The sequence below is a fragment of the Streptomyces sp. WM4235 genome (assembly GCF_001279725.1).
Taxonomy (GTDB): Bacteria; Actinomycetota; Actinomycetes; order Streptomycetales; family Streptomycetaceae; genus Streptomyces.
Map to the genome: position 1 here is coordinate 223,128 of NZ_LGDE01000001.1, position 24,387 is coordinate 247,514.

Sequence of the window (24,387 nt, forward strand, 5' to 3'; positions counted from 1 at the left end):
GCGGCGGGCGGCTGCCGGGCATCGGGGTACGCTTGAGAGTCGCCCCCTGCCCGCTTCACGAAAGTCGCGTGATGTCCGAGTCGGTCTTCCCACAGCTCGAAGCTCTGCTCCCGCATGTGCAGAAGCCCATCCAGTACGTCGGTGGTGAGCTGAACTCCACCGTGAAGCCCTGGGAGAGCACGGACGTCCGCTGGGCGCTCATGTACCCGGACGCGTACGAGGTCGGTCTGCCCAACCAGGGCGTCATGATCCTTTACGAGGTGCTGAACGAGCGCGAGGGCGTCCTCGCGGAGCGCACCTACAGCGTGTGGCCGGACCTCGAAGAGCTGATGCGCGAGCACAAGGTGCCGCAGTTCACCGTCGACTCCCACCGCCCCGTCGGTGACTTCGACGTCTTCGGGCTCTCCTTCTCCACCGAGCTCGGCTACACCAACATGCTCACGGCGCTGGACCTCGCGGGCATCCCGCTGGAGGCCCGCAACCGCACCATCGACCACCCCATCGTCCTCGCGGGCGGCCACGCGGCCTTCAACCCCGAGCCGATCGCGGAGTTCATCGACTGCGCGGTCATCGGCGACGGCGAGCAGGCCGTCCTCGACATGACCGAGATCATCCGCGCCTGGAAGGCCGAGGGCCGGCCCGGCGGACGCGAGGAGGTGCTGCTGCGCCTCGCCAAGACCGGCGGCGTCTACGTCCCCGGGTTCTACGACGTCGAGTACCTGCCCGACGGCCGTATCGGCCGCGTCGTCCCGAACCGCTCCGGCGTGCCGTGGCGCGTGTCCAAGCACACCGTCATGGACCTCGACGAGTGGCCCTACCCGAAGCAGCCGCTGGTCCCGCTCGCCGAGACCGTCCACGAGCGGATGTCCGTGGAGATCTTCCGCGGCTGCACCCGCGGCTGCCGTTTCTGCCAGGCCGGCATGATCACGCGCCCCGTGCGGGAGCGAAGCATCACCGGCATCGGCGAGATGGTGGAGAAGGGCCTCAAGGCGACCGGTTTCGAGGAGGTCGGCCTCCTGTCGCTCTCCTCGGCGGACCACACCGAGATCGCCGACATCGCCAAGGGCCTGGCCGACCGCTACTCGGACGACAAGGTGGGCCTGTCCCTCCCGTCGACCCGCGTGGACGCCTTCAACGTGGACCTGGCCAACGAGCTGACCCGCAACGGTCGCCGCTCCGGTCTGACCTTCGCCCCCGAGGGCGGCTCCGAGCGCATGCGCAAGGTCATCAACAAGATGGTCTCGGAAGAGGACCTGATCCGCACCGTCGCCACCGCGTACGGCAACGGCTGGCGCCAGGTGAAGCTGTACTTCATGGTCGGGCTGCCGACCGAGACCGACGAGGACGTGCTCCAGATCGGCGACATGGCGGTCAACGTCATCGCCAAGGGCCGCGAGGTCTCCGGCCAGAACGACATCCGCTGCACGGTGTCGATCGGCGGGTTCGTGCCGAAGCCGCACACCCCCTTCCAGTGGGCGCCGCAGCTGTCGGCCGAGGAGACCGACGCCCGCCTCGGCAAGCTCCGCGACAAGCTCCGCGGCGACAAGAAGTACGGCCGTGCCATCGGCTTCCGCTACCACGACGGCAAGCCCGGCATCGTCGAGGGCCTGCTCTCCCGCGGCGACCGCCGCATCGGTGACGTCATCCGTGCCGTGTACGAGTCCGGCGGCCGTTTCGACGGCTGGCGCGAGCACTTCAGCTACGACCGCTGGATGCAGGCTGCCGAGAAGGCGCTGCCCGCGTACGGCGTGGACGTCGCCTGGTACACGACCCGCGAGCGCACCTACGAGGAGGTCCTGCCCTGGGACCACCTCGACTCCGGTCTCGACAAGGACTGGCTCTGGGAGGACTGGCAGGACGCCCTCGACGAGACCGAGGTCGAGGACTGCCGCTGGACCCCGTGCTTCGACTGCGGTGTCTGCCCGCAGCTCGACCTCGACATCCAGATCGGCCCCACCGGCAAGAAGCTGCTGCCGCTCACGGTCGTCAAGTGACCGTCGTGCGAAGGCGGTGACCCGACGGCCGTTGAAGGCGGCCATCGGGTGACGCCCCTCGGTCACATTCGGTAACGCCTCGGTCTCGACAGGCCCCCACCCGCAACGGTGGGGGCCTGTCCCGTGTCCCTACCTGCATGGAACTCGACAAGGGGCGACCGGCGAACGGTGGCGAGGGCTGCCTCGTCGGCGTCGTCCGCATCCCCGTGAAGATCGTGGCCGTGCTCGTCGTACTGCCCGTACGGGTGGTGTGGGACCTGCTCGTGGCGTTCGGGCGGACACTGAACCGGCACCTCTTCGGCCCGATCGGCCGCGGCCTGTCCTGGTGCCACCGGACGGTCGTCCGCCCGGTGGCACGCGCCCTCGGCCTGGTCCTCGTGACCCTGCTGAAGCTGGTGTTCGTCTGGCCCTGGGCGGGGCTGTGGCGGTACGTCCTGGTCCCGGTCGGGCAGGGCCTGACCCGGCTCGGGAGCGCCCTGACCAGCCACGTCCTGGCCCCGATCGGCGGCGCGCTGCTGCGGTACCTGCTCCGGCCCGCCGGACAGGGGATCTCCCGGCTGGCCCGCGCCGTGTACGCCCACCTGCTGACCCCCCTCGGTCACGGGTCCGCCCGCGTCCTGTCGTTCCTGGGCAAGGCGCTTTTCGTGTGGCCCTGGGTTGCTTTGTGGCGGTACGTCCTGGCACCCGTCGGGCGGGGCGTGGCCTGGTCGGCGCGGTGGAGCGGTGCGGGTCTCGGGTGGCTGGCGAAGGCGCTGCTCGTATGGCCCTGGGTGGCTTTGTGGCGGTACGTCGTCACCCCGATCGCGGTCGGCGCGTACCGGTACGTGCTCGCCCCGGTCGGGCGGGGGCTGTACACGTACGTCCTCACCCCCCTCGGACACCTGCTGCGCGGAGCCTGGTACCTGGCCGGCCGGATCAGTCGCGCCCTCGGCCGCGGCCTGCTCCTCCTGTGGCGCGGGCTCGTGGTCCGGCCCGCCCGCTGGGCGCACCGGCGCATCGCCACCCCCGTCGGACATCTGGTCCGGGAGGTGTGGCGGACCTCCCGCACCGCGGTGCGCGAGGCGCGCGCCGAGGTGCGACGGGCGCTGTTCGGTACTCCTCCCGGGGAACCGGCGAGGTCACGGGCGCGTAGTCTGGGTAGTACGACAGCCGCAGGCAACACGCCCGCCCCCGAGATCTCCCTCCACAAACGGCAGGGGTGAGCCGGCCGGTGGGGCGTGGCCGGCAGGCTCACCAGACCTCAGGGCGACGTGCGAGCCGCGGAGCCCCGCACAAGGAGAAGAACCACTGGGCAAGCGACAGCCCGAAGGCCCGCCTCCCGCACCGGTGGTGCAGCGCATCCGACTGCGCTACACCAAGCGCGGCCGCCTCCGGTTCACCAGCCACCGAGACTTCCAGCGTGCCTTCGAGCGGGCCCTGCGCCGCTCCGAGGTGCCCATGGCGTACTCGGCAGGCTTCACCCCCCACCCCCGGGTCTCCTACGCGAACGCCGCACCCACCGGCACCGGCAGCGAGGCCGAGTACCTGGAGATCGCCCTCGCGGCACCCCGCGACCCCGACAAACTCCGGATCCTGCTCGACGAATCGATGCCGGTCGGCCTCGACATCGTCGACGCGGTGGAGGCCAGGACGTCCGGGCTCGCCGAGCGACTGACCGCCTCCGTGTGGGAGCTGCGCCTGGACGGCGTCGAGCCCGCGGACGCCGAGCGGGCCGTGGCCGCGTTCCTCGCGGCCGAGGCCGTCGAGGTCCAGCGCCGCACCAAGAACGGCATGCGGACCTTCGACACGCGCGGCGCCGTGGTCAGTCTCGAAGCACATCCGGCCCCGGCTGATAGGCCTCTGGACAATGCTTGTGCGATACTGCGGCTGGTTGTTCGGCATTTGACACCTGCCGTACGACCCGACGACGTCCTGTCCGGTCTCCGAGCTGTGGCCGACCTGGCGCCGCCGGTCCCCGCAGCGGTGACCAGGCTGGCGCAGGGGCTCTTCGACGAGGAGTCCGGCACGGTGACCGACCCGCTCGCGCCCGACCGCGAGGCTGTCACGGCCGCCCCACCCACGGCCGCCGTAGCCGCCGACGCGAAGGCGCCGGAAGGTCCCGCCGCGTAAGGAACGCCGTTGTCGCGCCGCCCTGGCACTCGGAAGCCTCCTGTGCCGGGCAGCGCACACAGACCTGAAGACTTCCGCCAGGCCGTACGGACAACACGTACGGAACCGGCGGCCATGAAACTGAGCTCCCGTGTGGCGAACGCGCCCCGGAGGCCGGTTCCGCGCTCATTACGCGGCGCCGTGCCGGACCGGATGTCAGCCGCGGCGCCCGGGAGCGTGACGGGAGAACCGCCCGCAATGCTCAACAACGAAACGTCTGAGAACAACCACACCGCCGGCAACGCCGACGGTGGAAGCCCCAGCGACAACCTGCCCCCGCGCAGGCGTCGCCGCGCCGCCTCCCGGCCCGCGGGCCCGCCCGGCGCCACCGCCGCCGAGGCCGTGACCGAGACCCCGGCCGCCGCCCCCGCCGCTCCCGCCGTCGAGGAGCCCGCAGCCCCCGCGCCGCGTGCCCGTCGTCGCGCCACCCGCGCCGTGACCGCGCCGGCCGCTCCGACGGCCGAGGCCACCCCGGCGCCCGCAGTCGAGGCCCCGGTCGTCGAGACCCCGGCCGCTCCCGCCGTCGAGGAGTCCGCAGCCCCCGCGCCGCGTGCCCGTCGCCGTGCCACCCGCGCCGTGACCGCCCCGGCCGCTCCCGCCCCCGAGGCCGCCCCGGCCCCCGCGGTCGAGACCCCCGCGCCGGCCGCCGAGGCCCCGGTCGCCTCCAAGGCCACCGTCACCGTCGCCGACGCAGTGGACTCCCCGAAGCGCGGCGGCCGTCGCCGCGCCACCCGCTCCGGCGCCGTCACCCCCGCCGCCGCCCCCGCGCAGCCCGCCGCCGAGGCCGAGGCGCCCGCCGCGCCGGCCCAGTCCCGCGCCGGCCGTCGCGCGGCCCGCCCCGCCGTGGCCGTGTTCCAGGCCCCGGTGTTCGCCGAGCCGATGTTCCAGACCCCGGAGACCGCCGCCATGGCGGCCGCTGCCGCTGCCGCCGCCGGCCAGGTCGACGACGAAGAGGACGAGGACGACACGGAGGTCGTGGCCGAGGCCGTACAGGCCCCCGCCGCCCAGCCGGCCGGCCGTCGCCGTCGCCGCGGTCGCGGCGCCGCCGAGCCCGCGGCCCCGGCCGTCGAGTCCGCCCCCGTCTCCCTCGCCGACGTGGAGCTCCACGAGGCCGAGGAGACCGAGGCCGACTCCGCCGACCTCGACGAGGACGACAACGAGAACGACGGCGAGCGTCCGTCGCGTCGCCGTCGTCGTGGTGGCCGTCGCCGCCGTCGCGGCGAGTCCGCCGACCTCGACGAGTCCACCGACGAGGACACCGAGGCCGAGTCCGCCGACCAGGAGAGCGAAGAGGAATCCGCCGAGGAGGACGACGAGTCCGACGAGGGCGCCCTCGGCTCCAGCTCCAGCCGTCGTCGCCGGCGTCGCCGCCGTCGCAGCGGTGACGGCGGTACCGACGCCGACGCGGCCGAAGAGGACGGCGTACGCACCGTCGTCAAGGTGCGCGAGCCGCGCCCCGCGCGCGAGCGCTCAGAGTCCGCCGCCGGTTCCGGTTCCACCTCCTCCGACGAGGTCCAGTCCATCAAGGGCTCGACCCGCCTGGAGGCGAAGAAGCAGCGCCGTCGCGAAGGCCGCGAGCAGGGCCGCCGCCGCGTGCCGATCATCACCGAGGCCGAGTTCCTGGCCCGTCGTGAGGCCGTCGAGCGCGTGATGGTCGTCCGCCAGGCCGGCGAGCGCACCCAGATCGGCGTCCTCGAGGACGACGTGCTCGTCGAGCACTACGTCAACAAGGAGGAGGCCACCTCCTACGTCGGCAACGTCTACCTGGGCAAGGTCCAGAACGTGCTGCCGTCGATGGAGGCCGCCTTCATCGACATCGGCAAGGGCCGCAACGCGGTCCTCTACGCCGGTGAGGTCAACTTCGAGGCGCTCGGCATGGCCCACGGCCCCCGCCGCATCGAGTCCGCCCTCAAGTCCGGCCAGTCGGTCCTGGTGCAGGTCACCAAGGACCCGATCGGCCACAAGGGCGCCCGCCTGACCAGCCAGGTCTCGCTGCCCGGCCGCTACCTCGTCTACGTGCCCGAGGGCTCGATGACCGGTATCAGCCGCAAGCTGCCCGACACCGAGCGCGCGCGCCTCAAGACCATCCTCAAGAAGATCGTCCCCGAGGACGCGGGCGTCATCGTGCGCACCGCCGCCGAGGGCGCGAGCGAGGACGAGCTGCGCCGTGACGTCGAGCGCCTCCAGGCCCAGTGGGAGGACATCCAGAAGAAGTCGAAGCAGATCTCGACCTCTTCGCCGAGCCTCCTGTACGGCGAGCCGGACATGACCGTCCGCGTCGTGCGCGACATCTTCAACGAGGACTTCTCGAAGGTCATCGTCAGCGGTGACACCGCCTGGGAGACCATCCACGGCTACGTGAACCACGTGGCCCCGGACCTGGCCGACCGGCTCTCGCGCTGGACCTCCGAGGTCGACGTCTTCGCGACGTACCGGATCGACGAGCAGCTCGCCAAGGCGCTCGACCGCAAGGTGTGGCTGCCCTCGGGCGGCTCCCTCGTGATCGACAAGACCGAGGCGATGATCGTCATCGACGTCAACACCGGCAAGTTCACCGGTCAGGGCGGCAACCTCGAAGAGACCGTCACCAGGAACAACCTGGAGGCGGCCGAGGAGATCGTGCGCCAGCTGCGGCTGCGCGACCTGGGCGGCATCGTCGTCATCGACTTCATCGACATGGTCCTGGAGTCCAACCGCGACCTGGTCCTGCGGCGCATGCTGGAGTGCCTGGGCCGCGACCGCACGAAGCACCAGGTGGCCGAGGTCACCTCGCTGGGCCTGGTCCAGATGACCCGCAAGCGGGTGGGCCAGGGCCTGCTGGAGTCCTTCTCCGAGACCTGCGTCCACTGCAACGGTCGCGGCGTCATCGTCCACATGGAGACCCCGACCGTGGTCGGTGGCGGCGGCAACGGCAAGCGCTCCAAGCGCCGCGGCGGCCGTACCCAGGACCACGACCACGACGTCGAGTCGGTCGAGTCGACCGACACCGGTGACGCCGAGGTCTACGAGACCGAGGAGGAACTGGCCGCCGAGGTCTCCGCGCCCCGCGCGCTGCCCGAGCCGGAGTTCGTCCCGGACGAGGAGCTGTACGGCAGCCGGGCCGAGGCGGAGGCCGCGGCCTCCGGCGTGAGCGGTCGACGCAACCGTCGCCGTGCCACCCGCAAGGCGACCGCTCCGGCGGGCGCCCCGCGCGGTGCGGTGGCCCCGGAGCGGGCCCCGGCCGTCGTGGCCGAGCCCGAGCCGGTCGTGGAGCCCGTCGCCGAGCCGGTGACCGTCGTCGAGCCCGAGCCCGTCGCCGTCGCCCCGGTCGAGACCGAGGCCGTCGCGGAGCCGGTGGTCGAGGAGGCCCCCAAGGGTCGTACGCGTCGCCGTGCCACCCGCAAGGCCACCGCCCCGGCGGGTGCCCCCGCGGTCGCCGCCGAGGCCGCCGCGGAGCCGGAGCCGGTCGTGGAGGCCGTCGTCGAGCCGGAGCCCGAGCCGGTCGTCGTCGAGACCCCGGCCGAGCCGGTGGCCGAGCCCGTCGCGGACGCGGCTCCGGCCCGCCCGCGTCGCCGTGCCACCCGCAAGGCCACCGCACCCGCCGGTTCCCCGGCGGGCGCGGCCGAGGCGGCCGTCCTGGTCGTCGAGGCCGCTGCGGCAGCCGAGTCGGAGCCCGAGGCGGCCCCGGTCGAAGCCGACGCCGAGCCCGAGACGCCGGTGAAGAAGAAGGCCGCCCGCAAGGCTCCGGCCAAGAAGGCGACCACCGCGGCGAAGAAGGCCCCGGCCAAGAAGGCGGCGGCCACCAAGACCGCCGCGAAGAAGACCGTCGCCAAGAAGGCCGCCACCACGGCCAAGAAGGCGCCGGCGAAGCGGGCCACGAAGAAGACCGCGGCGGCGGAGCAGCAGGCGCTCCCGTCCGTCTCGGCTCCCACCGAGGCCTGATCCGCGTCACGCCCGTGGGCCCCGCCGAACGGCGGGGCCCACGGGCGTTCGGGGCCCGGTTTGACCCCCTGGAACCAGGCCCGTAACCTAGACCGTCGGCATGTCCTAGATGATTTTCCGTCTAGTGCGCGTCGCGCTCCTGAGCACCCTCCTCCTCTGTACGTCCGTGTACGCGCCTCGCGCGTGCGCGTCGCCGGGGAGAGGCCGCTCGTCCAATCCGGATCACCGTGGGCCTCGGCCCGTGTGAGCGGCTGGCTTCAGGAGCATCCGTCCCGAGTGAGAGAGAGATCCGCGTGTACGCCATCGTGCGCAGCGGTGGTCGCCAGCACAAGGTTGCTGTTGGTGACATCGTTGAGGTTGACAAGATTTCCACTGCCAAGGTTGGCGACACGGTCGAGCTCTCGACCCTGCTCGTTGTCGACGGCGACGCCGTGACCAGCGACCCGTGGGTGCTGGCCGGGATCAAGGTCCAGGCCGAGATCGTGGACCACCACAAGGGCGCCAAGATCGACATCCTGCGCTACAAGAACAAGACCGGCTACCGCCGTCGCCAGGGTCACCGCCAGCAGTACACGGCGATCAAGGTCACCGGTATCCCCGCGGCTGCGAAGTAAAAGGGACTGAGACATGGCACACAAGAAGGGCGCATCGTCCACTCGGAACGGGCGCGATTCCAATGCTCAGCGGCTCGGCGTGAAGCGCTTCGGCGGTCAGGTCGTTTCCGCCGGCGAGATCCTCGTCCGCCAGCGCGGCACCCACTTCCACCCGGGCTCGGGTGTCGGTCGTGGTGGCGATGACACGCTGTTCGCGCTGCAGGCCGGTTCGGTCCAGTTCGGCACGCACCGTGGCCGCAAGGTCGTCAACATCGTTCCGGCCGCCTGATCCAGCTCCTGCTGCATCACACGCGTTCGTAACACCCCGAGGGCGGATCTCAACTCTTCCCGGCGGAAGCCGGGAAGAGAGGTCCGCCCTCGGCGCGTTGTCACATAGACACGTTTAATGGGCGGCAAGGCCTGCCCGGGACATTCCCGTATGTATCTGGAGGAACACCCATGACCACCTTCGTGGACCGCGTCGAGCTGCACGTCGCCGCGGGTAACGGGGGCCACGGCTGCGCCTCCGTTCACCGGGAGAAGTTCAAGCCGCTCGGCGGCCCCGACGGCGGAAACGGCGGCCGCGGCGGCGACGTCATCCTCGTGGTGGAGCAGGCGATCACCACCCTGCTGGATTACCACCACAGCCCGCACCGCAAGGCCACCAACGGTCAGCCCGGCGCCGGCGACAACCGTTCCGGCAAGGACGGCCAGGACCTGATCCTGCCCGTGCCGGACGGCACCGTCGTCCTCGACAAGGAGGGCAACGTCCTCGCCGACCTCGTCGGCCAGGGCACCACCTACGTCGCCGGTGAGGGCGGCCGCGGCGGCCTCGGCAACGCGGCGCTCTCCTCGGCCCGCCGCAAGGCGCCCGGCTTCGCCCTCCTCGGCGTCCCCGGCACCACCGGGGACATCGTCCTGGAGCTCAAGACCGTCGCCGACGTGGCGCTGGTCGGCTTCCCGAGCGCCGGCAAGTCCTCGCTGATCTCGGTCCTCTCCGCGGCCAAGCCGAAGATCGCGGACTACCCCTTCACCACCCTGGTCCCGAACCTGGGCGTCGTCACGGCCGGCTCGACGGTCTACACGATCGCCGACGTCCCGGGCCTGATCCCCGGCGCGAGCCAGGGCAAGGGCCTCGGTCTGGAGTTCCTGCGCCACGTCGAGCGCTGCTCGATCCTCGTGCACGTGCTCGACACCGCCACCCTGGAGTCGGACCGCGACCCGCTCGCCGACCTCGACGTCATCGAGGAAGAGCTGCGGCTGTACGGCGGCGGGCTCGAGAAGCGGCCCCGCCTCGTCGTCCTCAACAAGGTCGACATCCCGGACGGCCAGGACCTCGCCGACATGGTGCGCCCCGATCTGGAGGCACGCGGTTACAAGGTCTTCGAGGTCTCCGCGGTGTCCCGTACGGGCCTCAAGGAGCTCTCGTACTTCCTCGCCGAGGTCATCGCCAAGGCCCGCTCCCGCAAGCCGAAGGAGGAGGCGACCCGCATCGTCATCCGTCCGAAGGCCGTCGACGACTCCGGCTTCACCGTCACCTACGACGAGGTCGAGGACGTCTACCAGGTGCGCGGCGAGAAGCCCGAGCGCTGGGTCCGCCAGACCGACTTCAACAACGACGAGGCCGTCGGCTACCTCGCCGACCGCCTCGCCCGGCTCGGCGTCGAGGAGGCGCTGAAGAAGGCCGGCGCCCGCGCCGGTGACGGCGTCGCCATCGGCTCCGACGAGAACTCCGTCGTCTTCGACTGGGAGCCGACCGTCATGGCCGGCGCCGAGATGCTGGGCCGCCGAGGCGAGGACCACCGCCTGGACGCACCGCGCCCGGCCACCACGCGCCGCAAGGAGAAGGACGCCAAGCGCGGCGACTCCGCCCAGCAGGAGTACGACGAGTTCCGGCCGTTCTAGGACATGTCCGGATCCTGACGGCGGCCCGCCGCGGTCAAGGGTCCGACAGGGGTCTTGAGGCGACCTTTACCCGGGTCGCCTAGGATCCAGCGGGTGACCAGCATCAATCCCGCCACCGTCTCCGTCGTGGTGATCGCGTACAACGACGCCGGGCTCGTGGGCGAGGCCGTCTCCTCGGCTCTCGACCAGGGCCCGGTGGTCGACGAGATCATCGCGGTCAACGACGCCTCGTCCGACGACACCGGCCGGGTCCTGGACGAGCTGGCCGCCCGCCACCCCCGCCTGAAGGTCCTGCACCGCACGGAGAACAGCGGAGGCTGCGGGACCCCGCGCAACGACGGGATCGCGGCCGCGACCGCCCCGTACGTCCTCTTCCTCGACAGCGACGACGTTCTGCCGCCCGGCGCGGCGGACGCCCTCGTACGGGCCGCCGAACGGCACCGCGCACCGGTGACGGTCGGCGCGTGCGTACGACGCGAACTGCCGCAGCATCAGGACGTGCCCTGGGTACCGGGGCTGTACACGCCGGGCGACGTCATCGAGCGGCCCGCCGACCGGCCCGAACTGGTCCGCGACACCCTCTGCGTCAACAAGCTCTACGCGCGCGCCTTCCTCGACGAGCACGACATCCGCTTCCCCGACGGCCGCTTCGTCTACGAGGATTTCGTCTTCACCGCCCGCGTCCTGGCCGCCGCGCCCCGCGTCGCCGTGATCGACGACCTCGTCTACGTCTGGCACGTGCGCCGGTCCGCCGCCCAGGTGTCGATCTCCCTCGACCGCGAGGACGTCGCCAACTGGCTCTCCAGGATCGAGGCGCACCGCACCGCGGCCCGGACCCTCGCCGCCGCCTCCCCGGCACTGGGTCACGCCTGCCAGGTCAAGTTCCTGGAGTACGACCTGCGCATGTACCTGCGGGAACTCGGCGACGACCCCGACTACCAGGCCGCCTGGTGGACCGCGACGCGCGACTACCTCGACGGCTTCACGGACGCCGTCGTCGAGGCCGCCGGGGCGCACGCGCGCTGGATCGTACGACTGCTGCGGGCCACCCCGAAGCCGCCCGCCGACGTGGAACGGCTGACCCGCTTCGCCGCCGAGCCCCCGCGGCTGCTGCCGCCGTACGCGAGCACCCCGGAGGGGCTGCCCGTGTGGAGCGAGGAGCTCCCCGTGGAGCTGGACGGCATGGCGACGCTGCCGACCGGGGAACTCCCCGTCACCGTCGACGCCCGCCCGAGCGGAACCGCGGGCCTGCGGATCCGCGTCCACGACATGTACGGACGGCTCGCCGCCGCCGGGCCACGCACCGCGTGGTTGGACTTCCAGGCGCGCTCGGGCGGGGAACCGGTCCTCGGCGAACCCGTGGAGCTGACCCCCGCGACCGACGGGGACGGCTGGACCGCCGAGCTGCCGTTCCGGCTCACCGCGCTCGCGGAGGCCGGACGACGACGCGGCGGACGCGGCATGCAGGCGTGGGGTGTGCGGATCGGAGTGCGGTGTGCGGACGGAAGCTCCCTCGTGATCCCGCCGCGCCCCCTCGACGACCTGCTGCGACGTCGGGCGCTGCCCAGCAGCCGGTACGGTGTTCTGCTGGCGCAGCCGTACCGCACGGCCGCGGGATCACTGGGCGTGCGGCTCGCGCCGGGCGCGTTCGGGGCCATGAGCCTCGTACGCAACCGCCTCGGCCGGGTCAGGGCAGGCCTGCGGTCGAGCTGACAGAGGGACACCGGTCGCAGACGGCCGGCGGAATCGGACAGGACTCGGGAGAACACGGCATGACTTTTCTGATCACCGGTGGCGCCGGATACATCGGCTCGCACGTCGTCCGCGCGATGCGGCTCGCGGGGGAGGAGGTCGTCGTCCTCGACGACCTGTCCACGGGCAACGAGAACCGCGTCCCGGACGGCGTCCCGCTGGTCATCGGCTCGGTGCTGGACCGGCCGCTCCTGGACAAGACCCTCGCCGAGCACCGGATCACCGGCGTGGTGCACCTCGCCGGCAAGAAGCAGGTCGGCGAGTCCGTCGAGAAGCCGCTGTACTACTACCACGAGAACGTGCAGGGCCTCACGGTGCTGCTCCAGGCCGTGGCCGAGGCCGGCATCCGCAACTTCCTCTTCTCCTCCTCCGCCTCCGTCTACGGCATGCCCGACGTGGACCTGGTCACCGAGGACACCCCCTGCCTGCCCCTGAGCCCGTACGGCGAGACCAAGCTCACCGGCGAGTGGCTCGTCCGCGCCGCCGGCAAGGCGCACGGCATCTCCACCGCCTGCCTGCGCTACTTCAACGTGGCGGGCGCCGCCACCCCCGAACTCGCGGACACCGGGGTCTTCAACCTCGTCCCGATGGTGTTCGAGCGCTACGAGGCCGGTGAGGGCGCCCGCATCTTCGGCGACGACTACCCGACCCCGGACGGCACCTGCATCCGCGACTACATCCACGTCGAGGACCTCGCGGACGCCCACGTGGTGGCGGCCCGCAGGCTCGCCGAGTGGGGCGCCCAGGGCGAGTACAAGGACCTCACCGTCAACATCGGCCGCGGCGAGGGCGTCTCCGTCCGCGAGATGGTCGAGTTGCTGAACGCCAACACCGGCAACGACCTCGCGCCGGTGGTCACCCCGCGCCGTCCCGGTGACCCGGCGAAGGTGGTGGCCTCCGCCGACAGGATCGCCGCGGAGCTGGGCTGGAAGGCCCGCCACGACGTCCGCGAGATGATCACCTCGGCGTGGGCGGGCTGGCAGGCCAACAAGGTGACCGCGCAGCGCTGAGGCCCTGTCGTCTCCCAGGGCCCCGCACTCTGCTTTGAGCATGCCACCGGCCCGCCGCCCCGATCACCCGGGCGGCGGGCCGGTGCGCGTTTCAGCGGGCCGGCGCGCGCACGATCCGCGAGACCGTCCGGCGGGCGTGCCGACCGAGCCGGCGGTGCAACGGCAGCGGTACCCGTACGGTGAGCGCGGCCCCGTCCGCCGCGTGCACCGGCAGCTCCCGGCTGAACCCCTGGTCCCGTATCCGCAGTCGAACCTGCCACTCGCCCTCCGGCACGCCCCGCACCTCCGTGCGCACCCGCAGCCGACCGTCCGGATCGGTGCCGCCCACCGCCGGAGTGGTGAACGGGGCCCGGCCCGGCGCGTGCAGGACGAAGTCCACCGGGGCGTCCGCCGGCCAGCCCGGTATGGTCGCCGTCGCCTCCAGGACCGGGGCGCGCACGACCCGGGCGGCGGCCGTGCCGCGCGCGTCGGCGGCCAGGGGTATCCGGGTGGCGCCCAGGTCGAGGTTGACGTGCTGGTGCGCCTCGGAGTGGAACACCGTCGCGGCCTGCGGCGGCTCCCCGGGCGTGCCGTGCACGATCCGGGGCACCGGGGCGGCGTCGTACTCGGCGGCCTTCGGCCTCGGCAGCCAGGCCTCCTTGACGAGGGAGCCCGCCGCCACCGCGACCCGTACGGTCCATATGCCGTCATCGAGCCGGAGGCCCTCGGCGGCCCGGTTGACGTCCACCGCCGCCTCGTAACCACCCCGCTCGTCGGTCCGCGCCGCCGGTATCCGGATGGTGTGGCCCTGCCGCCGCAGCAGCAGCGCCACCTCCTGCGCCGCGGCCCCGCCCATGCCGTCGAGCCGGGCCGTCCCGCGCAGCCGCAGCACCGGACCGTCCCAGCTGTACGAGGCCAGCTCCTGCCGCAGCACCACCCGCGAGGTGAGGTCGTACAGCTCGTCGGGGAGACCGGCGCCGGGGGCCCGGAAGAACGGGTACGCGGCGAAGGCGCGACCGCCCTCGATCACGGCGGGACCCAGAGCGTCCGCGGTGTCGGCGGTGACGACGGCGGTCAGCTCGCGGGTACGACCCGCCTTGATCAGATGGGCGCGCAGCCGCAGCCGGGGCGGCAACGCGGCGCTGATCCGCTCGGTCAGGTAGGTCTCGACGAGCGGCTCGGCCGCCCGGACCATCGCCTCGCGGCCCGCCTCGTCCCGAGCCAGGTACGGCTCGGCGAACATGCTCAGCACCTCGCCGTGGAAATGGCGCTCCATGAGCTTGTCCCGCTCGGGACCGGCCGGCACGTGCTCGGCCACCATCTCCAGGATCCCGCCGACGTAGGCCAGCTGCGCCACCCAGTCGACGTCCTGCTGCGTGGCGTTCGTGCCGTCGCCGCGGCCCTCCAGGTAGTAGCAGTCGTGATCGGCCACCACCGATATCCGGCGGGCGTGCAGCAGGGCGTGCGCGCCGAACGGGAGGTCCTCGCCGAGCAGCCGGCCCTCGGTGAACCGCAACCGGTGCGCGTCGACCAGACTGCGGCGCCACAGCTTGTAGGCGGCGAGCGTCCAGTACACGGGGGAGTCGTGGAGGGAGACCTCGGGGCTGGTGGTGCGCAGGTCCACCGGGGCGGCCCGCCCGTTGACCCCGACGATCCGCCCGTACACCACGTCGGAGTCCTGCTCCTCGGCCATCCGGACCAGCCGCTCCAAGGCCTCCGGGCCCAGGTAGTCGTCCGAGTCGAGGAAGAACAGGAAGTCGCCGCTCGACGCGTCGATCCCGACGTTGCGCGGCTTCCCGGCGCCACCGGAGGCGGCCTGGTGGATCACGGTGGTGTTCGGGTGCCGCGCCGCCCAGGTGTCCAGCCAGTCCCCGGAGCCGTCGGTCGAGCCGTCGTCCACGACGATGACCTCGATCCGGTCCGCCGTGAGGGTCTGGGCGGCCACCGAGTCGAAGCAGCGCCGCAGGTAGCGCCGGGTGTTGTGCACGGGTATGACGACGCTGACGCTCGCGCGGGAGCCCATGGGCGGTTCCTCGGATCGGCTGGATGACATCGGCTGCTCGGCGGCCTCTTGCCCCTCCGTCGAGGGTACGTGGACGGGCCACCACCGAAAAGGGTGATGGCCCGTCGTCCTGCTCCGCTGTTCCCGCTGTTCGCGCTCTGCCCGCGGGTCAGCGGTGCAGCAGCGTGAAGAGCTCCTCCCAGCGCCTGCTGATCTCCTCCGTGGAGTACCGCTGGATGTCCTCGCGGGCCTGCTCGCCCATCCGGTCGCGCAGCTCGCGGTCGGACATCAGCGCGTCCAGGCGGCGACCGAACTCGCCGGTGTTCCCGGGCGGGGCGATGAGGCCGTTGACCCCGTCCGTGATGATCTCGTGGACACCGGGGGCCACGTCGAAGGCGACGCAGGGCACCGCGGTCGCCATGGCCTCCATCAGGGCGAGGGGGAAACCCTCACCGCGCGAGGACAGGGCGAACACCGCGCTGTCGCGCAACGCGCCCGGCACGTCGGAGGTGCGACCCATCCACTCCACCGAGGAGGAGATCTCCAGCTGGGCGCACTGCTTCTTCAGCGCCTCCTCCTCCGGACCGGAGCCGTAGAGCGTCAGCACCCACCCGGGGTGCTTCGGCGCCACCTCCGCCCAGGAGTCGAGGAGCATGTCCACGCCCTTCTCCTCGTGCAGCCGGCCGATGCTGACCACGCGCTTGGCGGTCCGCGGGGACGGCTCCTCGGGGAAGAACGGCAGCGGGTTCGGCATGGAGCCCACGTTGTCCATCCGCTGGCGGATCCACAGGTCCGCGTCCTCGCGGGTGAGGGCCAGCATCCGGTCCACGTTCTTGTAGAACCGCTTGACCCGCCCGAACCGGGAGGACCTGCGGCAGGTCTCGAAGGACTCGTGGCTCATGCCGACGAGCTTGAGACCGGAGGTGTCCGCCATGGCCACCCACTCCATCGCCCAGACCTGGCTCACGATGACCACGGCCCCCGGGCGGGCCGCCCGGAACAGCGCGGTCAGCTTCGCGGCCTGCGCCCGCATGCCCGCGTCGCGTGCGGCCCGGCGCCGGCGCTCGATGATGTCGAGCTTGCCCTTGAGACCCCTGAGGGCCTTGATGGAGGGCGGGTGCTCGTCGTACAGGGTGGTGGTGCGGTACGGCAGGTCCTCGCCCAGGTCGGCGCGCCGCCCCTCGGGGGCCGGCACGATGCCCACCACGTGGACGGTGTGTCCGCGCTCCGAGAAGATCCGGGCCATCTGGTGGGACCAGCTGGTGATGCCACCCAGCTCGTCCACGCTGTTGGAGACCAGGAAGATGTCCCGGGGTCGGCCGTCGTTCGTACCGGTCATCACAGCCCCCGTCGTCGCGGTCGCGGGGTTCGTCACGGTCGTCGTCTCGATCACCTCGGACATCAGCGGCTCCACCCGGAGAAGAACGTGTCGACGATCCGCTCGGCGGCGTTGCCCCGGTCGTACTCGCCGAACTCGGCCACGAAGCGCTTGCGGGCCTCGGCGTGCGGGTCCTGCGCCGCGTCGAGGCTCTTCAGGACGTCGTGGAACTCCTCCTCGGTCCGGAACACCGGGCCCGGGGCGTGCTCCACCAGGTCGAAGTAGGTGCCGCGCTCCTCGTGCACGTACGAGTCGTAGTCGTACGCGAAGAAGAGGATCGGCCGGTCCAGCAGCGCGTAGTCGAACATCACGGAGGAGTAGTCCGTGATCAGCGCGTCGGACAGCTCCATCAGCGGCATCACGTCGTGCCGCGCGGACACGTCGATGACCTTGCCCTTGGCCGTCGGCGGCAGCACCACGTGGTTGAGGTAGTGCGCCCGGACGAGCAGGACGTACTGATCACCGAACTCCTCGGTGAACTTCTCCACGTCGAACGGCATCGGGAACGCACCCGGCGTACGGAACGTCGGCGCGTACAACAGGACCTTCTTGTCGGCGGGAATGCCGAGCTCGGCGGCCAGCGCACCGCGCTCGCGGCGCCCGTCCGGCGCGACCTCGGCCTGCCGGGCCCGCACGAGCGCGTCGTTGCGCGGGTAACCCACCCGCAGCAGCTTCGATTCGCCGATCCGGAAGGCCTTCGCGAGGGTCCGCACGTCGTGCTCCGAGCGGCACACGAAGTGGTCGAAGCGGCTCAGGTGCCTCTCCTCCGCGGCCTGCTGCGCGTGCGTGGCCGCCTTCAGACCGGGCTGGTCGAAGCCCATCTTCTTGAGCGCGGACCCGTGCCAGGTCTGGATGTACGTGGTGTCGGGCCGCTTGGCGAGCTTCAGCGGGTAGCTCTGGTTGTCCACCCAGAACTCCGCCCGGGCCAGCGCCTTCAGGTAGGGCAGCGACCAGCGGCGCACCAGATGGGCGTCCGCGGGGAAGTCCTTCGGGCTGCCCGCGTACGACCAGAACGCCTCGAACTCCAGACCGCGGCTGCGCATTTCCTCGTAGATGGCGCGCGGGCTGTCGCTGTACTGCTTGCCGAGCATGCTCTCGAAGACGATGGTGCGCTTCTTCACCGGCAGCCGGCCGTAGACCTCGTGGAAGAGGCGCAGCTTGGTCTTCTCCGAGGTCAGCGTCTTGCGCAGCTCCTTGGCCCGGCGGTAGCCGGCCTTGGCCAGCTTGCCGGGCCTGCCGCGCACGGCGCTCTGGATCAGTTCCTCGATCCGCTCGTTGTCGTGCCGGGCGGAGACCAGCCTGAAGGCCAGGTGGCCCTTGGCCGTGGGCTGCGGCTCGATGTGGTCCGCGACCAGACGGGTCAGGCGCGGCTTGACGGGCAGCAGACCGCTGCCGAGCTCGCTCTCGCCGATGGTCAGGCGCGTGTTGGTCTTCGCGCCGTCGACGTCCAGGATGACGCGGACGTCCCAGACGGAGTCGATGATGCCCAGCGGACGGAGCTTGGCACTGAGGTCGACGTCGGCTTCCCAGGAGATGATGCTGCCCTCGTTGCGCAGCGCCTTCACGGGGAAGTTGAACGTCTGCAGGCTGCGGCGGCGGGCCCGGAACTCGACCTGGCCCTTGATCTTCGCCTCGGGCCTGATGACACCCAGCGGGTTGGTGATGCGGCCCGCGAGCCGCACGGTGCCCTCGGCCTCCGCGTAGCGCGTCAGCTCGTTGCGCAGGAACAGTTCCCGGATCGGCTTCTGGTGGTAACCGAGGTCCGTGACGTCGAGCACGCTGCGGGCGAACTCGTCGTCGAGGTGCTCGGCGCACCAGTAGATCCGGCCGTCCTTCTTGGCGAGCGGGGAGGACACCTTGTTCCGGTGGGTCAGGGTGTCCACGGCGGGCAGCAGGTTGTCCCAGTCGCCCTGCTGGAGCAGGTAGGCGCAGATGGCCTGGATGGGCTGGACCCGGGTGTACGCCTCGCGGTCGAGACCCTCCAGGTAGCCGCGGGAGAGTTCGGCGAACTCGCGCCGGTAGGACTCGTCGCGGAACGGCAGGTCACGCAGGTGCAGCACGAGGTCGTGCTTGAGGAACTTGACGTCCTTGGCCGTCTGCATCTCGGTCATGCCGCGCTGCGCCAGGAGGGCGTCGATCCGCCGGTGGATCTCCAGCCGGTGGATGTAGTTGGTCATCTCGTGCCGGCGGTTGGTCACGGACTTGACCTTGGCCTGCGCGTAGACGTTCCAGAAGTACACCTGGTTCGGGATGAGGGTGATCTTCTTCGCGGCGAGGTAGGCCTCGGCGATGAACATCAGGTCCTCGTACAGCATCCCCTTCGGGAAGAGGAGGTTGTTGTCGAGGAGGAAGTCGCGGCGGTAGCACTTGTTCGTGGACAGCGTGTCCCACACGAACAGGTCCGGCAGCTCGCTGACCGAGTTCAGGGTGCGGGTGGTGCGGTACAGCCACGCGTACCATTCGTCGCGCTTCTGGTTGCGGGTGTCCTTGTGGACCCGCACGCACAGCCCCGAGACGATGTCGGCGTCCGTCCGCTCGGCGGCCTCCAGCATGTTGCGGCAGGCGTTCACCTCAAGGACGTCGTCGCTGTCCAGGAACATGACGTAGCGGCCCTCGGCATGGCCGATGCCGACGTTGCGGGGCTCGCCGCCGGCGCCGCTGTTCTCGGGCAACTGGTAGGCACGCACCCGCCCCGGGTGCGCTGCTTCGAGTTCCTTGGCGACCTCGAAGGAACGGTCCTTGCTGCAGTCGTCCACGATCACGACTTCGACCCCGTGCAGGGTCTGGTCCAAAACCGACTGGACGGCTGTCGGCAGACGCTCTGCGTCGTTGTAGACGATGACGACCACGGAGACGTCAGGCACGTGCACCTCGATCCCTTTGTTCCATTGCGTTTATCCCGACAAAGCTACCGTGTGCGGCACTCGACTCGGGCAGCGCGGCTCGGCCGTGCATACTTCTCAAGAGGTGGTGGTGTCGAGTCAGTCGTCGACAATCACCCGTTCGGATCCGGCAGGAAGTGTTCATGACCAAGCTGTCCGTAGTTGTTCCTTGCTACAACGAAGAAGCCGTCATCGACCGCTTCGACGCAGAGATCCGCAGGGTTCTCGACGCCCTGCCCATCGAGTACGAGGTTTGCTACGTCGATGACGGTAGCCGGGACGGCACGCTGGAGAAACTTCGCAAGATCGCCGCGGAGTACGGGGACCAGACGCGCTACGTCTCCTTCAGCCGGAACTTCGGCAAGGAGTCGGGCATGCTCGCCGGGCTGCGCGAGGCCACCGGCGACGCCGTGGTGATCATGGACGCGGACCTCCAGCACCCGCCGGAGCTCATCGCCACCATGCTCGAGCACTACCGGCAGGGGCACGACCAGGTCATCGCGCGCCGCACCCGCGAGGGCGACAAGAAGGTCCGTTCCGCCCTCAGCCGCATGTACTACCGAGGCGTCAACCGCTGGGTGGACGTCGAGCTCACCGACGGGGTCGGAGACTTCCGGCTGCTCTCGCGCCCCGCCGTGGACGCCCTGCTCGCGCTCCCCGAGTACAACCGCTTCTCCAAGGGACTCTTCTCCTGGATCGGCTTCGACACGGTCCACTTCGACTACCGCAACGCCCAGCGCGAGGCCGGCGAGACGAAGTGGAAGTTCGGCGCCCTGCTGAACTACGGCATGGACGGGTTGATCTCCTTCAACAACCGTCCGCTCCGGATCGGGATCTGGCTCGGCGTGTCGTTGGTCGCACTCACCGGCCTCTACGCCCTGTGGACCACCGTGATGGCGATCACGTACGGGGTCGAGTCCCCGGGTTACGTCACGCTCGTGGCGCTCATCACAGGCCTGGGTGGCGTACAGATGATCATGCTTGGGCTGATCGGCGAGTACATCGGCCGCATCTACTACGAGTCCAAGCGCCGCCCGCACTTCCTGGTCAAGGAAGCGCACGGCGCGGAGCGGGTGCCCGGCGTCTCCGAAGCCGTGATCTCGGAGCGCAGCCGCCGATGACCTCGAACGTCCCCGCCCCCGGTCACCCCCCGGTGACCGGGAGCGCCCCGGCGCCCCGGAGCACCCGACGGGAACAGCTGGGGCAGATCGTCCGCTTCGCCCTGGTGGGCGGCGTCAACACCGTGACCTTCTTCGGCATCTACCTGCTCCTGCACCCGTGGATGCCGTACTTCGCCGCGTACACGCTCGCCTTCCTGCTGTCGATGGTCGGCTCGTTCTTCATGAACACCTACTTCACCTACCGGACCCGGCCCACGTGGAAGAAGTTCGCGCTCTTCCCGCTGACGAACATCACCAACTACGTGATCCAGTCGGTCGGCCTGTTCGCCCTGGTGCAGTGGGCCGGCATGGACGACCGGATCGCCCCGCTCGTGGCGGCCGTCGTGGCCATCCCGTTCACCTTCCTGCTGTCCCGCAAGATCCTGGTCCCGGGCGCCGCGGCCGCGGCGGAAGCCGAGCCGGTCCGCGGTCCGTCCACCCTCTGAAACCCGCGCGCGGCCCCGAAGGGCCACCCCGTAGATTGAGTTCCCGGCACCTGCGGCAAGGCGCCGGGAACATCAGGCAAGGGGCAAGGGGACAGACGTGTCAGCGGCTAGGCAGAGCGTCGTGGACGCCCGCAGGATCGTGGTCAAGGTCGGCTCCTCCTCCCTGACCACCGCCACCGGCGGGCTCGACGCCGACCGGGTGGACGCCCTGGTCGACGTACTGGCCAAGGCCCGCAGCGGCGGCGAGAAGGAGATCGTCCTGGTCTCCTCCGGCGCCATCGCCGCCGGACTCTCCCCGCTGGGCCTGCGCCGCCGACCCACCGACCTGGCCCGCCAGCAGGCCGCCGCCAGCGTCGGACAGGGCCTGCTCGTCGCCCGGTACACCGCGTCCTTCGCCCGCTACGGCGTCCGCGTCGGCCAGGTCCTCCTGACCACCGACGACACCAGCCGGCGCGCGCACTACCGCAACGCCTACCGGACGCTGGACCAGCTCCTCGCCATGGGCGCGCTCCCGGTCGTCAACGAGAACGACACCGTCGCCACGGACGAGATCCGGTTCGGCGACAACGACCGGCTCGCCGCCCTGGTCGCCCACCTCGTCCGCGCCGACCTGCTCGTGCTGCTGTCCGACGTGGACGGCCTCTACGACGGCGACCCCTCGCTCCCCGGCACCACCCGCATCGACGAGGTGCGCGGCCCCGAGGACATCGCGCACGTCTCCATCGGCAGCGCCGGCAAGGCGGGCGTGGGCACCGGCGGCATGGTCACCAAGGTCGAGGCCGCCCGCATCGCGGCGGCCGCCGGCATCCCCGTCGTCCTCACCTCCGCCAGCCAGGCCACCGACGCCCTCGCCGGGCGCGGCACGGGCACCCTCTTCCACTCCACGGGCCGCCGCTCGGCGGACCGGCTGCTCTGGCTCCAACACGCCTCCACCCCCCAGGGGCACCTCGTACTGGACGACGGGGCGGTGCGCGCCGTCACCGAACGCGGCAGTTCCCTGCTGGCCGCAGGCATCGCCGGCGTCGAGGGTGACTTCGTCGCCGGGGACCCGGTCGAACTGCGCGCCACCGACGGCCGCGCCGTGGCCAGGGGGCTGGTCAACTTCGATGCCAAGGAACTCCCGCAGCTCCTCGGCCGCTCCACTCGCGAGCTCGCGCGGGAGCTCGGACCCGCGTACGAGCGGGAGGTCGTCCATCGTGACGATCTGGTCCTGCTGCAGGGCTGAGGTTCGGCAAAACCGCCGCGCGTCCGGCCGAGGACTGGTCAACTGTGGGGGGCGGACACGCGTAGCGCAGACAGGAGGCGGCTGGTGAGACGAGCGCTGACCAGCGTCGGCACCGGGGACGGTGACGGCGGCGTTGGCGGGGGCGGCAACGGGGACGGGCCGGACACCTCTCGCCTCTGGCACGTCACCCTGAGCGTCTCCGGCAAGCCGGCGCCGTTGTCCGAGGTCCGGCGCGGGCTGGAACAGCTCGCCCACGACCATCCCTTCCTGCTGACCAGCCGGTACGCCGACGACCACGCCGAGATCCGGTACTGGGAGGAAGCCCGCGACCTGCACGACGCGGCCGCCGTCGCCCTGCGGCTCTGGGGCGAACACCGGTCCTCGGCGCAGCTTCCGCCCTGGGAGATCGTCGGCCTGGAGGTCATCGACCGCGCGACCTACCACCAACGCGTGGCGGAGGGCTACGGCCCGCCCCCGGCCCACCCGGTGGGCGTGCACCCCTACTGAGCCCGAGGACGGGCCCGGGGAGGGCCCCCGCGAGACGGACCGGCCCGCGAGCCGGCCGCCCCGGGGTGGCCCGTCGCGCAGTGGGCCGTCTCGCGGGGTGAAACCCCGTCGGCCCGGCCCGGACCGGGGCATACCCTGGGCCGCATGACCTCGCTCGACGACGCCACCGCAGCCTCCCCCGTGATCGCCACCGCGCAAGCCGCCCGGACGGCCGCCGCAGCCATCGCCCCACTCCCGCGGTCCGCCAAGGACACGGCCCTCCTGGCCATCGCGGACGCGCTGGAGGCCCGTACCGCGGAGATCGTCGAGGCCAACGCCCTCGACACCGACAAGGCCAGGGAGGCGGGCACGAGCGAGACCGTCATCGACCGCCTCACCCTGACCCCCGAGCGCGTCGCCGCCATCGCCTCCGACGTCCGCGACGTGGCCGCCCTCCCCGACCCCGTCGGCGAGGTCGTCCGCGGCTCCACCCTCCCCAACGGCATCGACCTCCGCCAGATCCGGGTACCGCTCGGCGTCGTCGGCATCATCTACGAGGCCCGCCCCAACGTCACCGTCGACGCCGCCGCGCTCTGCCTCAAGTCCGGCAACGCCGTGCTGCTGCGCGGCAGTTCCTCCGCCTACGCCTCCAACAGCGCCCTCGTCGCCATCCTCCGGGACGCCATCGAGTCCGCCGGACTGCCCGCCGACGCCATCCAGCTCGTCCCCGGCGAGTCCCGCGACTCCGTCCGCGAGCTGATGCGCGCCCGCGGCCTCGTCGACGTGCTGATCCCGCGCGGTGGAGCCTCGCTCATCAAGACCGTTGTCGAGGAGTCCATCGTCCCGGTCATCGAGACCGGCACGGGCAACTGCCACGTCTACGTCGACGCCCAGGCCGACCTCGGCATGGCCGTGGACATCCTCGTCAACTCCAAGGCGCAGCGCCCCTCGGTCTGCAACTCCGCCGAGACCCTCCTCGTCCACCGGGACATCGCCGCCGCGTTCCTGCCGCTCGCCCTCGACGCCCTCGCGGACGCCGGAGTGACCGTCCACGGCGACGGCGAGGTCCTCGCGTACGCCGAGGGGACCAAGGTCACCGCACTGCCCGCTACCGACGAGGACTGGGCGGCCGAGTACCTGTCCTACGACATCGCCGCGGCCGTCGTGGACTCCCTCGACGACGCCGTCACGCACATCCGCCGTTGGACCTCGGGGCACACCGAGGCGATCGTCACCACCTCGCAGGCCGCCGCGCGCCGCTTCACCCAACTGGTCGACTCGACCACGGTGGCGGTGAACGCCTCCACCCGCTTCACGGACGGTGGTCAGTTCGGCTTCGGCGCGGAGATCGGCATCTCCACGCAGAAGCTGCACGCCCGGGGCCCGATGGGCCTTCCGGAGCTCACCTCCACCAAGTACATCGTCACCGGCGACGGTCACGTCCGGTAGTCGGTCCGCACACCCCGGGCGGCCGGAATTCGGCGGACACCCTGCCCAAAGCGGCCC

Annotated in this window: 16 protein-coding genes and 1 pseudogene; 14 read left to right on the forward strand and 3 right to left on the reverse strand. The window is 71.4% G+C overall.

Features of this window, described 5'->3' with window-relative positions:
* Positions 1–68 precede the first annotated feature (68 nt).
* From ADK55_RS00945 to galE, 9 genes are all read left to right on the forward strand, one after another.
* Positions 69–1,994 carry a TIGR03960 family B12-binding radical SAM protein gene (locus ADK55_RS00945; protein WP_199826411.1) on the forward strand — a complete coding sequence of 642 codons (1,926 nt, stop codon included), beginning with the start codon at positions 69–71 and terminating at the stop codon, positions 1,992–1,994.
* 137 nt (positions 1,995–2,131) lie between these two features.
* Positions 2,132–3,196 (forward strand): hypothetical protein, encoded by a 1,065-nt coding sequence (locus tag ADK55_RS00950; RefSeq protein ID WP_053674957.1) that lies wholly within the window; start codon positions 2,132–2,134, stop codon positions 3,194–3,196.
* A gap of 127 nt (positions 3,197–3,323) precedes the next feature.
* On the forward strand, positions 3,324–4,103 hold the full coding sequence (locus ADK55_RS00955) for a TIGR03936 family radical SAM-associated protein (RefSeq protein WP_053675035.1): 780 nt from the start codon (positions 3,324–3,326) through the stop codon (positions 4,101–4,103).
* A 237-nt stretch (positions 4,104–4,340) separates the two neighbouring features.
* Positions 4,341–8,063 (forward strand): Rne/Rng family ribonuclease, encoded by a 3,723-nt coding sequence (locus tag ADK55_RS00960; protein WP_053674959.1) that lies wholly within the window; start codon positions 4,341–4,343, stop codon positions 8,061–8,063.
* Positions 8,064–8,356: 293 nt separating this feature from the next.
* On the forward strand, positions 8,357–8,677 hold the full coding sequence (rplU, locus tag ADK55_RS00965; RefSeq protein WP_008738952.1) for a 50S ribosomal protein L21: 321 nt from the start codon (positions 8,357–8,359) through the stop codon (positions 8,675–8,677).
* A 13-nt stretch (positions 8,678–8,690) separates the two neighbouring features.
* On the forward strand, positions 8,691–8,945 hold the full coding sequence (rpmA, locus tag ADK55_RS00970) for a 50S ribosomal protein L27 (RefSeq protein ID WP_030840805.1): 255 nt from the start codon (positions 8,691–8,693) through the stop codon (positions 8,943–8,945).
* Positions 8,946–9,115: 170 nt separating this feature from the next.
* Positions 9,116–10,561, forward strand: a complete 1,446-nt coding sequence (gene obgE / locus ADK55_RS00975) for a GTPase ObgE (RefSeq protein ID WP_053674961.1) — start codon at positions 9,116–9,118, stop codon at positions 10,559–10,561.
* A 93-nt stretch (positions 10,562–10,654) separates the two neighbouring features.
* Positions 10,655–12,274: a glycosyltransferase family 2 protein gene (locus ADK55_RS00980; RefSeq protein ID WP_053674964.1), complete on the forward strand. Its 1,620-nt coding sequence runs from the start codon at positions 10,655–10,657 to the stop codon at positions 12,272–12,274.
* A 59-nt stretch (positions 12,275–12,333) separates the two neighbouring features.
* The gene (gene galE / locus ADK55_RS00985) at positions 12,334–13,323 is read left to right on the forward strand and encodes a UDP-glucose 4-epimerase GalE (RefSeq protein ID WP_053674966.1); all 990 of its coding nucleotides are present in this window, start codon (positions 12,334–12,336) and stop codon (positions 13,321–13,323) included.
* Positions 13,324–13,414: 91 nt separating this feature from the next.
* On the opposite strand, the gene ADK55_RS00990 is transcribed toward galE, so the two are convergent.
* From ADK55_RS00990 to ADK55_RS01000, 3 genes are all read right to left on the reverse strand, one after another.
* Positions 13,415–15,325, reverse strand: coding sequence for a glycosyltransferase family 2 protein (locus ADK55_RS00990; protein WP_063839416.1), 1,911 nt, complete (start codon positions 15,323–15,325; stop codon positions 13,415–13,417).
* A gap of 148 nt (positions 15,326–15,473) precedes the next feature.
* On the reverse strand, positions 15,474–16,643 hold the full coding sequence (locus ADK55_RS00995) for a glycosyltransferase (protein WP_053675037.1): 1,170 nt from the start codon (positions 16,641–16,643) through the stop codon (positions 15,474–15,476).
* Between the two features lie 62 nt (positions 16,644–16,705).
* Positions 16,706–19,546 carry a bifunctional glycosyltransferase/CDP-glycerol:glycerophosphate glycerophosphotransferase gene (locus ADK55_RS01000; protein ID WP_053675040.1) on the reverse strand — a complete coding sequence of 947 codons (2,841 nt, stop codon included), beginning with the start codon at positions 19,544–19,546 and terminating at the stop codon, positions 16,706–16,708.
* A gap of 161 nt (positions 19,547–19,707) precedes the next feature.
* Between ADK55_RS01000 and ADK55_RS01005 the strand changes: the two genes are divergently transcribed.
* The 5 genes and pseudogenes from ADK55_RS01005 to ADK55_RS01025 all read left to right on the forward strand — a co-directional run.
* A complete protein-coding gene (locus ADK55_RS01005) occupies positions 19,708–20,685 on the forward strand; it encodes a glycosyltransferase family 2 protein (protein ID WP_053674968.1) in 978 nt (325 codons plus the stop codon).
* Complete coding sequence (locus ADK55_RS01010) at positions 20,682–21,170, forward strand: GtrA family protein (protein WP_078998316.1); 489 nt, start codon at positions 20,682–20,684, stop codon at positions 21,168–21,170. The genes ADK55_RS01005 and ADK55_RS01010 overlap by 4 nt, the downstream gene beginning before the upstream one ends.
* A 97-nt stretch (positions 21,171–21,267) precedes the next feature.
* Positions 21,268–22,395: a glutamate 5-kinase gene (gene proB, locus ADK55_RS01015; protein ID WP_053674970.1), complete on the forward strand. Its 1,128-nt coding sequence runs from the start codon at positions 21,268–21,270 to the stop codon at positions 22,393–22,395.
* 42 nt (positions 22,396–22,437) lie between these two features.
* Positions 22,438–22,902 (forward strand): hypothetical protein, encoded by a 465-nt coding sequence (locus ADK55_RS01020; protein ID WP_053674972.1) that lies wholly within the window; start codon positions 22,438–22,440, stop codon positions 22,900–22,902.
* A gap of 120 nt (positions 22,903–23,022) precedes the next feature.
* A pseudogene (locus ADK55_RS01025) lies at positions 23,023–24,330 on the forward strand (glutamate-5-semialdehyde dehydrogenase); the annotation flags it as partial.
* Positions 24,331–24,387: the final 57 nt, after the last annotated feature.

Bases quoted from the DNA above. Each gene is read 5' to 3' on its own strand.
- galE (WP_053674966.1), top strand. From the start codon at position 12,334: ATGACTTTTCTGATCACCGGTGGCGCCGGATACATCGGCTCGCACGTC.
- ADK55_RS00960 (WP_053674959.1), top strand. From the start codon at position 4,341: ATGCTCAACAACGAAACGTCTGAGAACAACCACACCGCCGGCAACGCC.
- ADK55_RS01010 (WP_078998316.1), top strand. From the start codon at position 20,682: ATGACCTCGAACGTCCCCGCCCCCGGTCACCCCCCGGTGACCGGGAGC.
- rpmA (WP_030840805.1), top strand. From the start codon at position 8,691: ATGGCACACAAGAAGGGCGCATCGTCCACTCGGAACGGGCGCGATTCC.
- ADK55_RS00950 (WP_053674957.1), top strand. From the start codon at position 2,132: ATGGAACTCGACAAGGGGCGACCGGCGAACGGTGGCGAGGGCTGCCTC.
- ADK55_RS00995 (WP_053675037.1), bottom strand. From the start codon at position 16,643: ATGACCGGTACGAACGACGGCCGACCCCGGGACATCTTCCTGGTCTCC.
- ADK55_RS00990 (WP_063839416.1), bottom strand. From the start codon at position 15,325: ATGGGCTCCCGCGCGAGCGTCAGCGTCGTCATACCCGTGCACAACACC.
- ADK55_RS01005 (WP_053674968.1), top strand. From the start codon at position 19,708: ATGACCAAGCTGTCCGTAGTTGTTCCTTGCTACAACGAAGAAGCCGTC.
- obgE (WP_053674961.1), top strand. From the start codon at position 9,116: ATGACCACCTTCGTGGACCGCGTCGAGCTGCACGTCGCCGCGGGTAAC.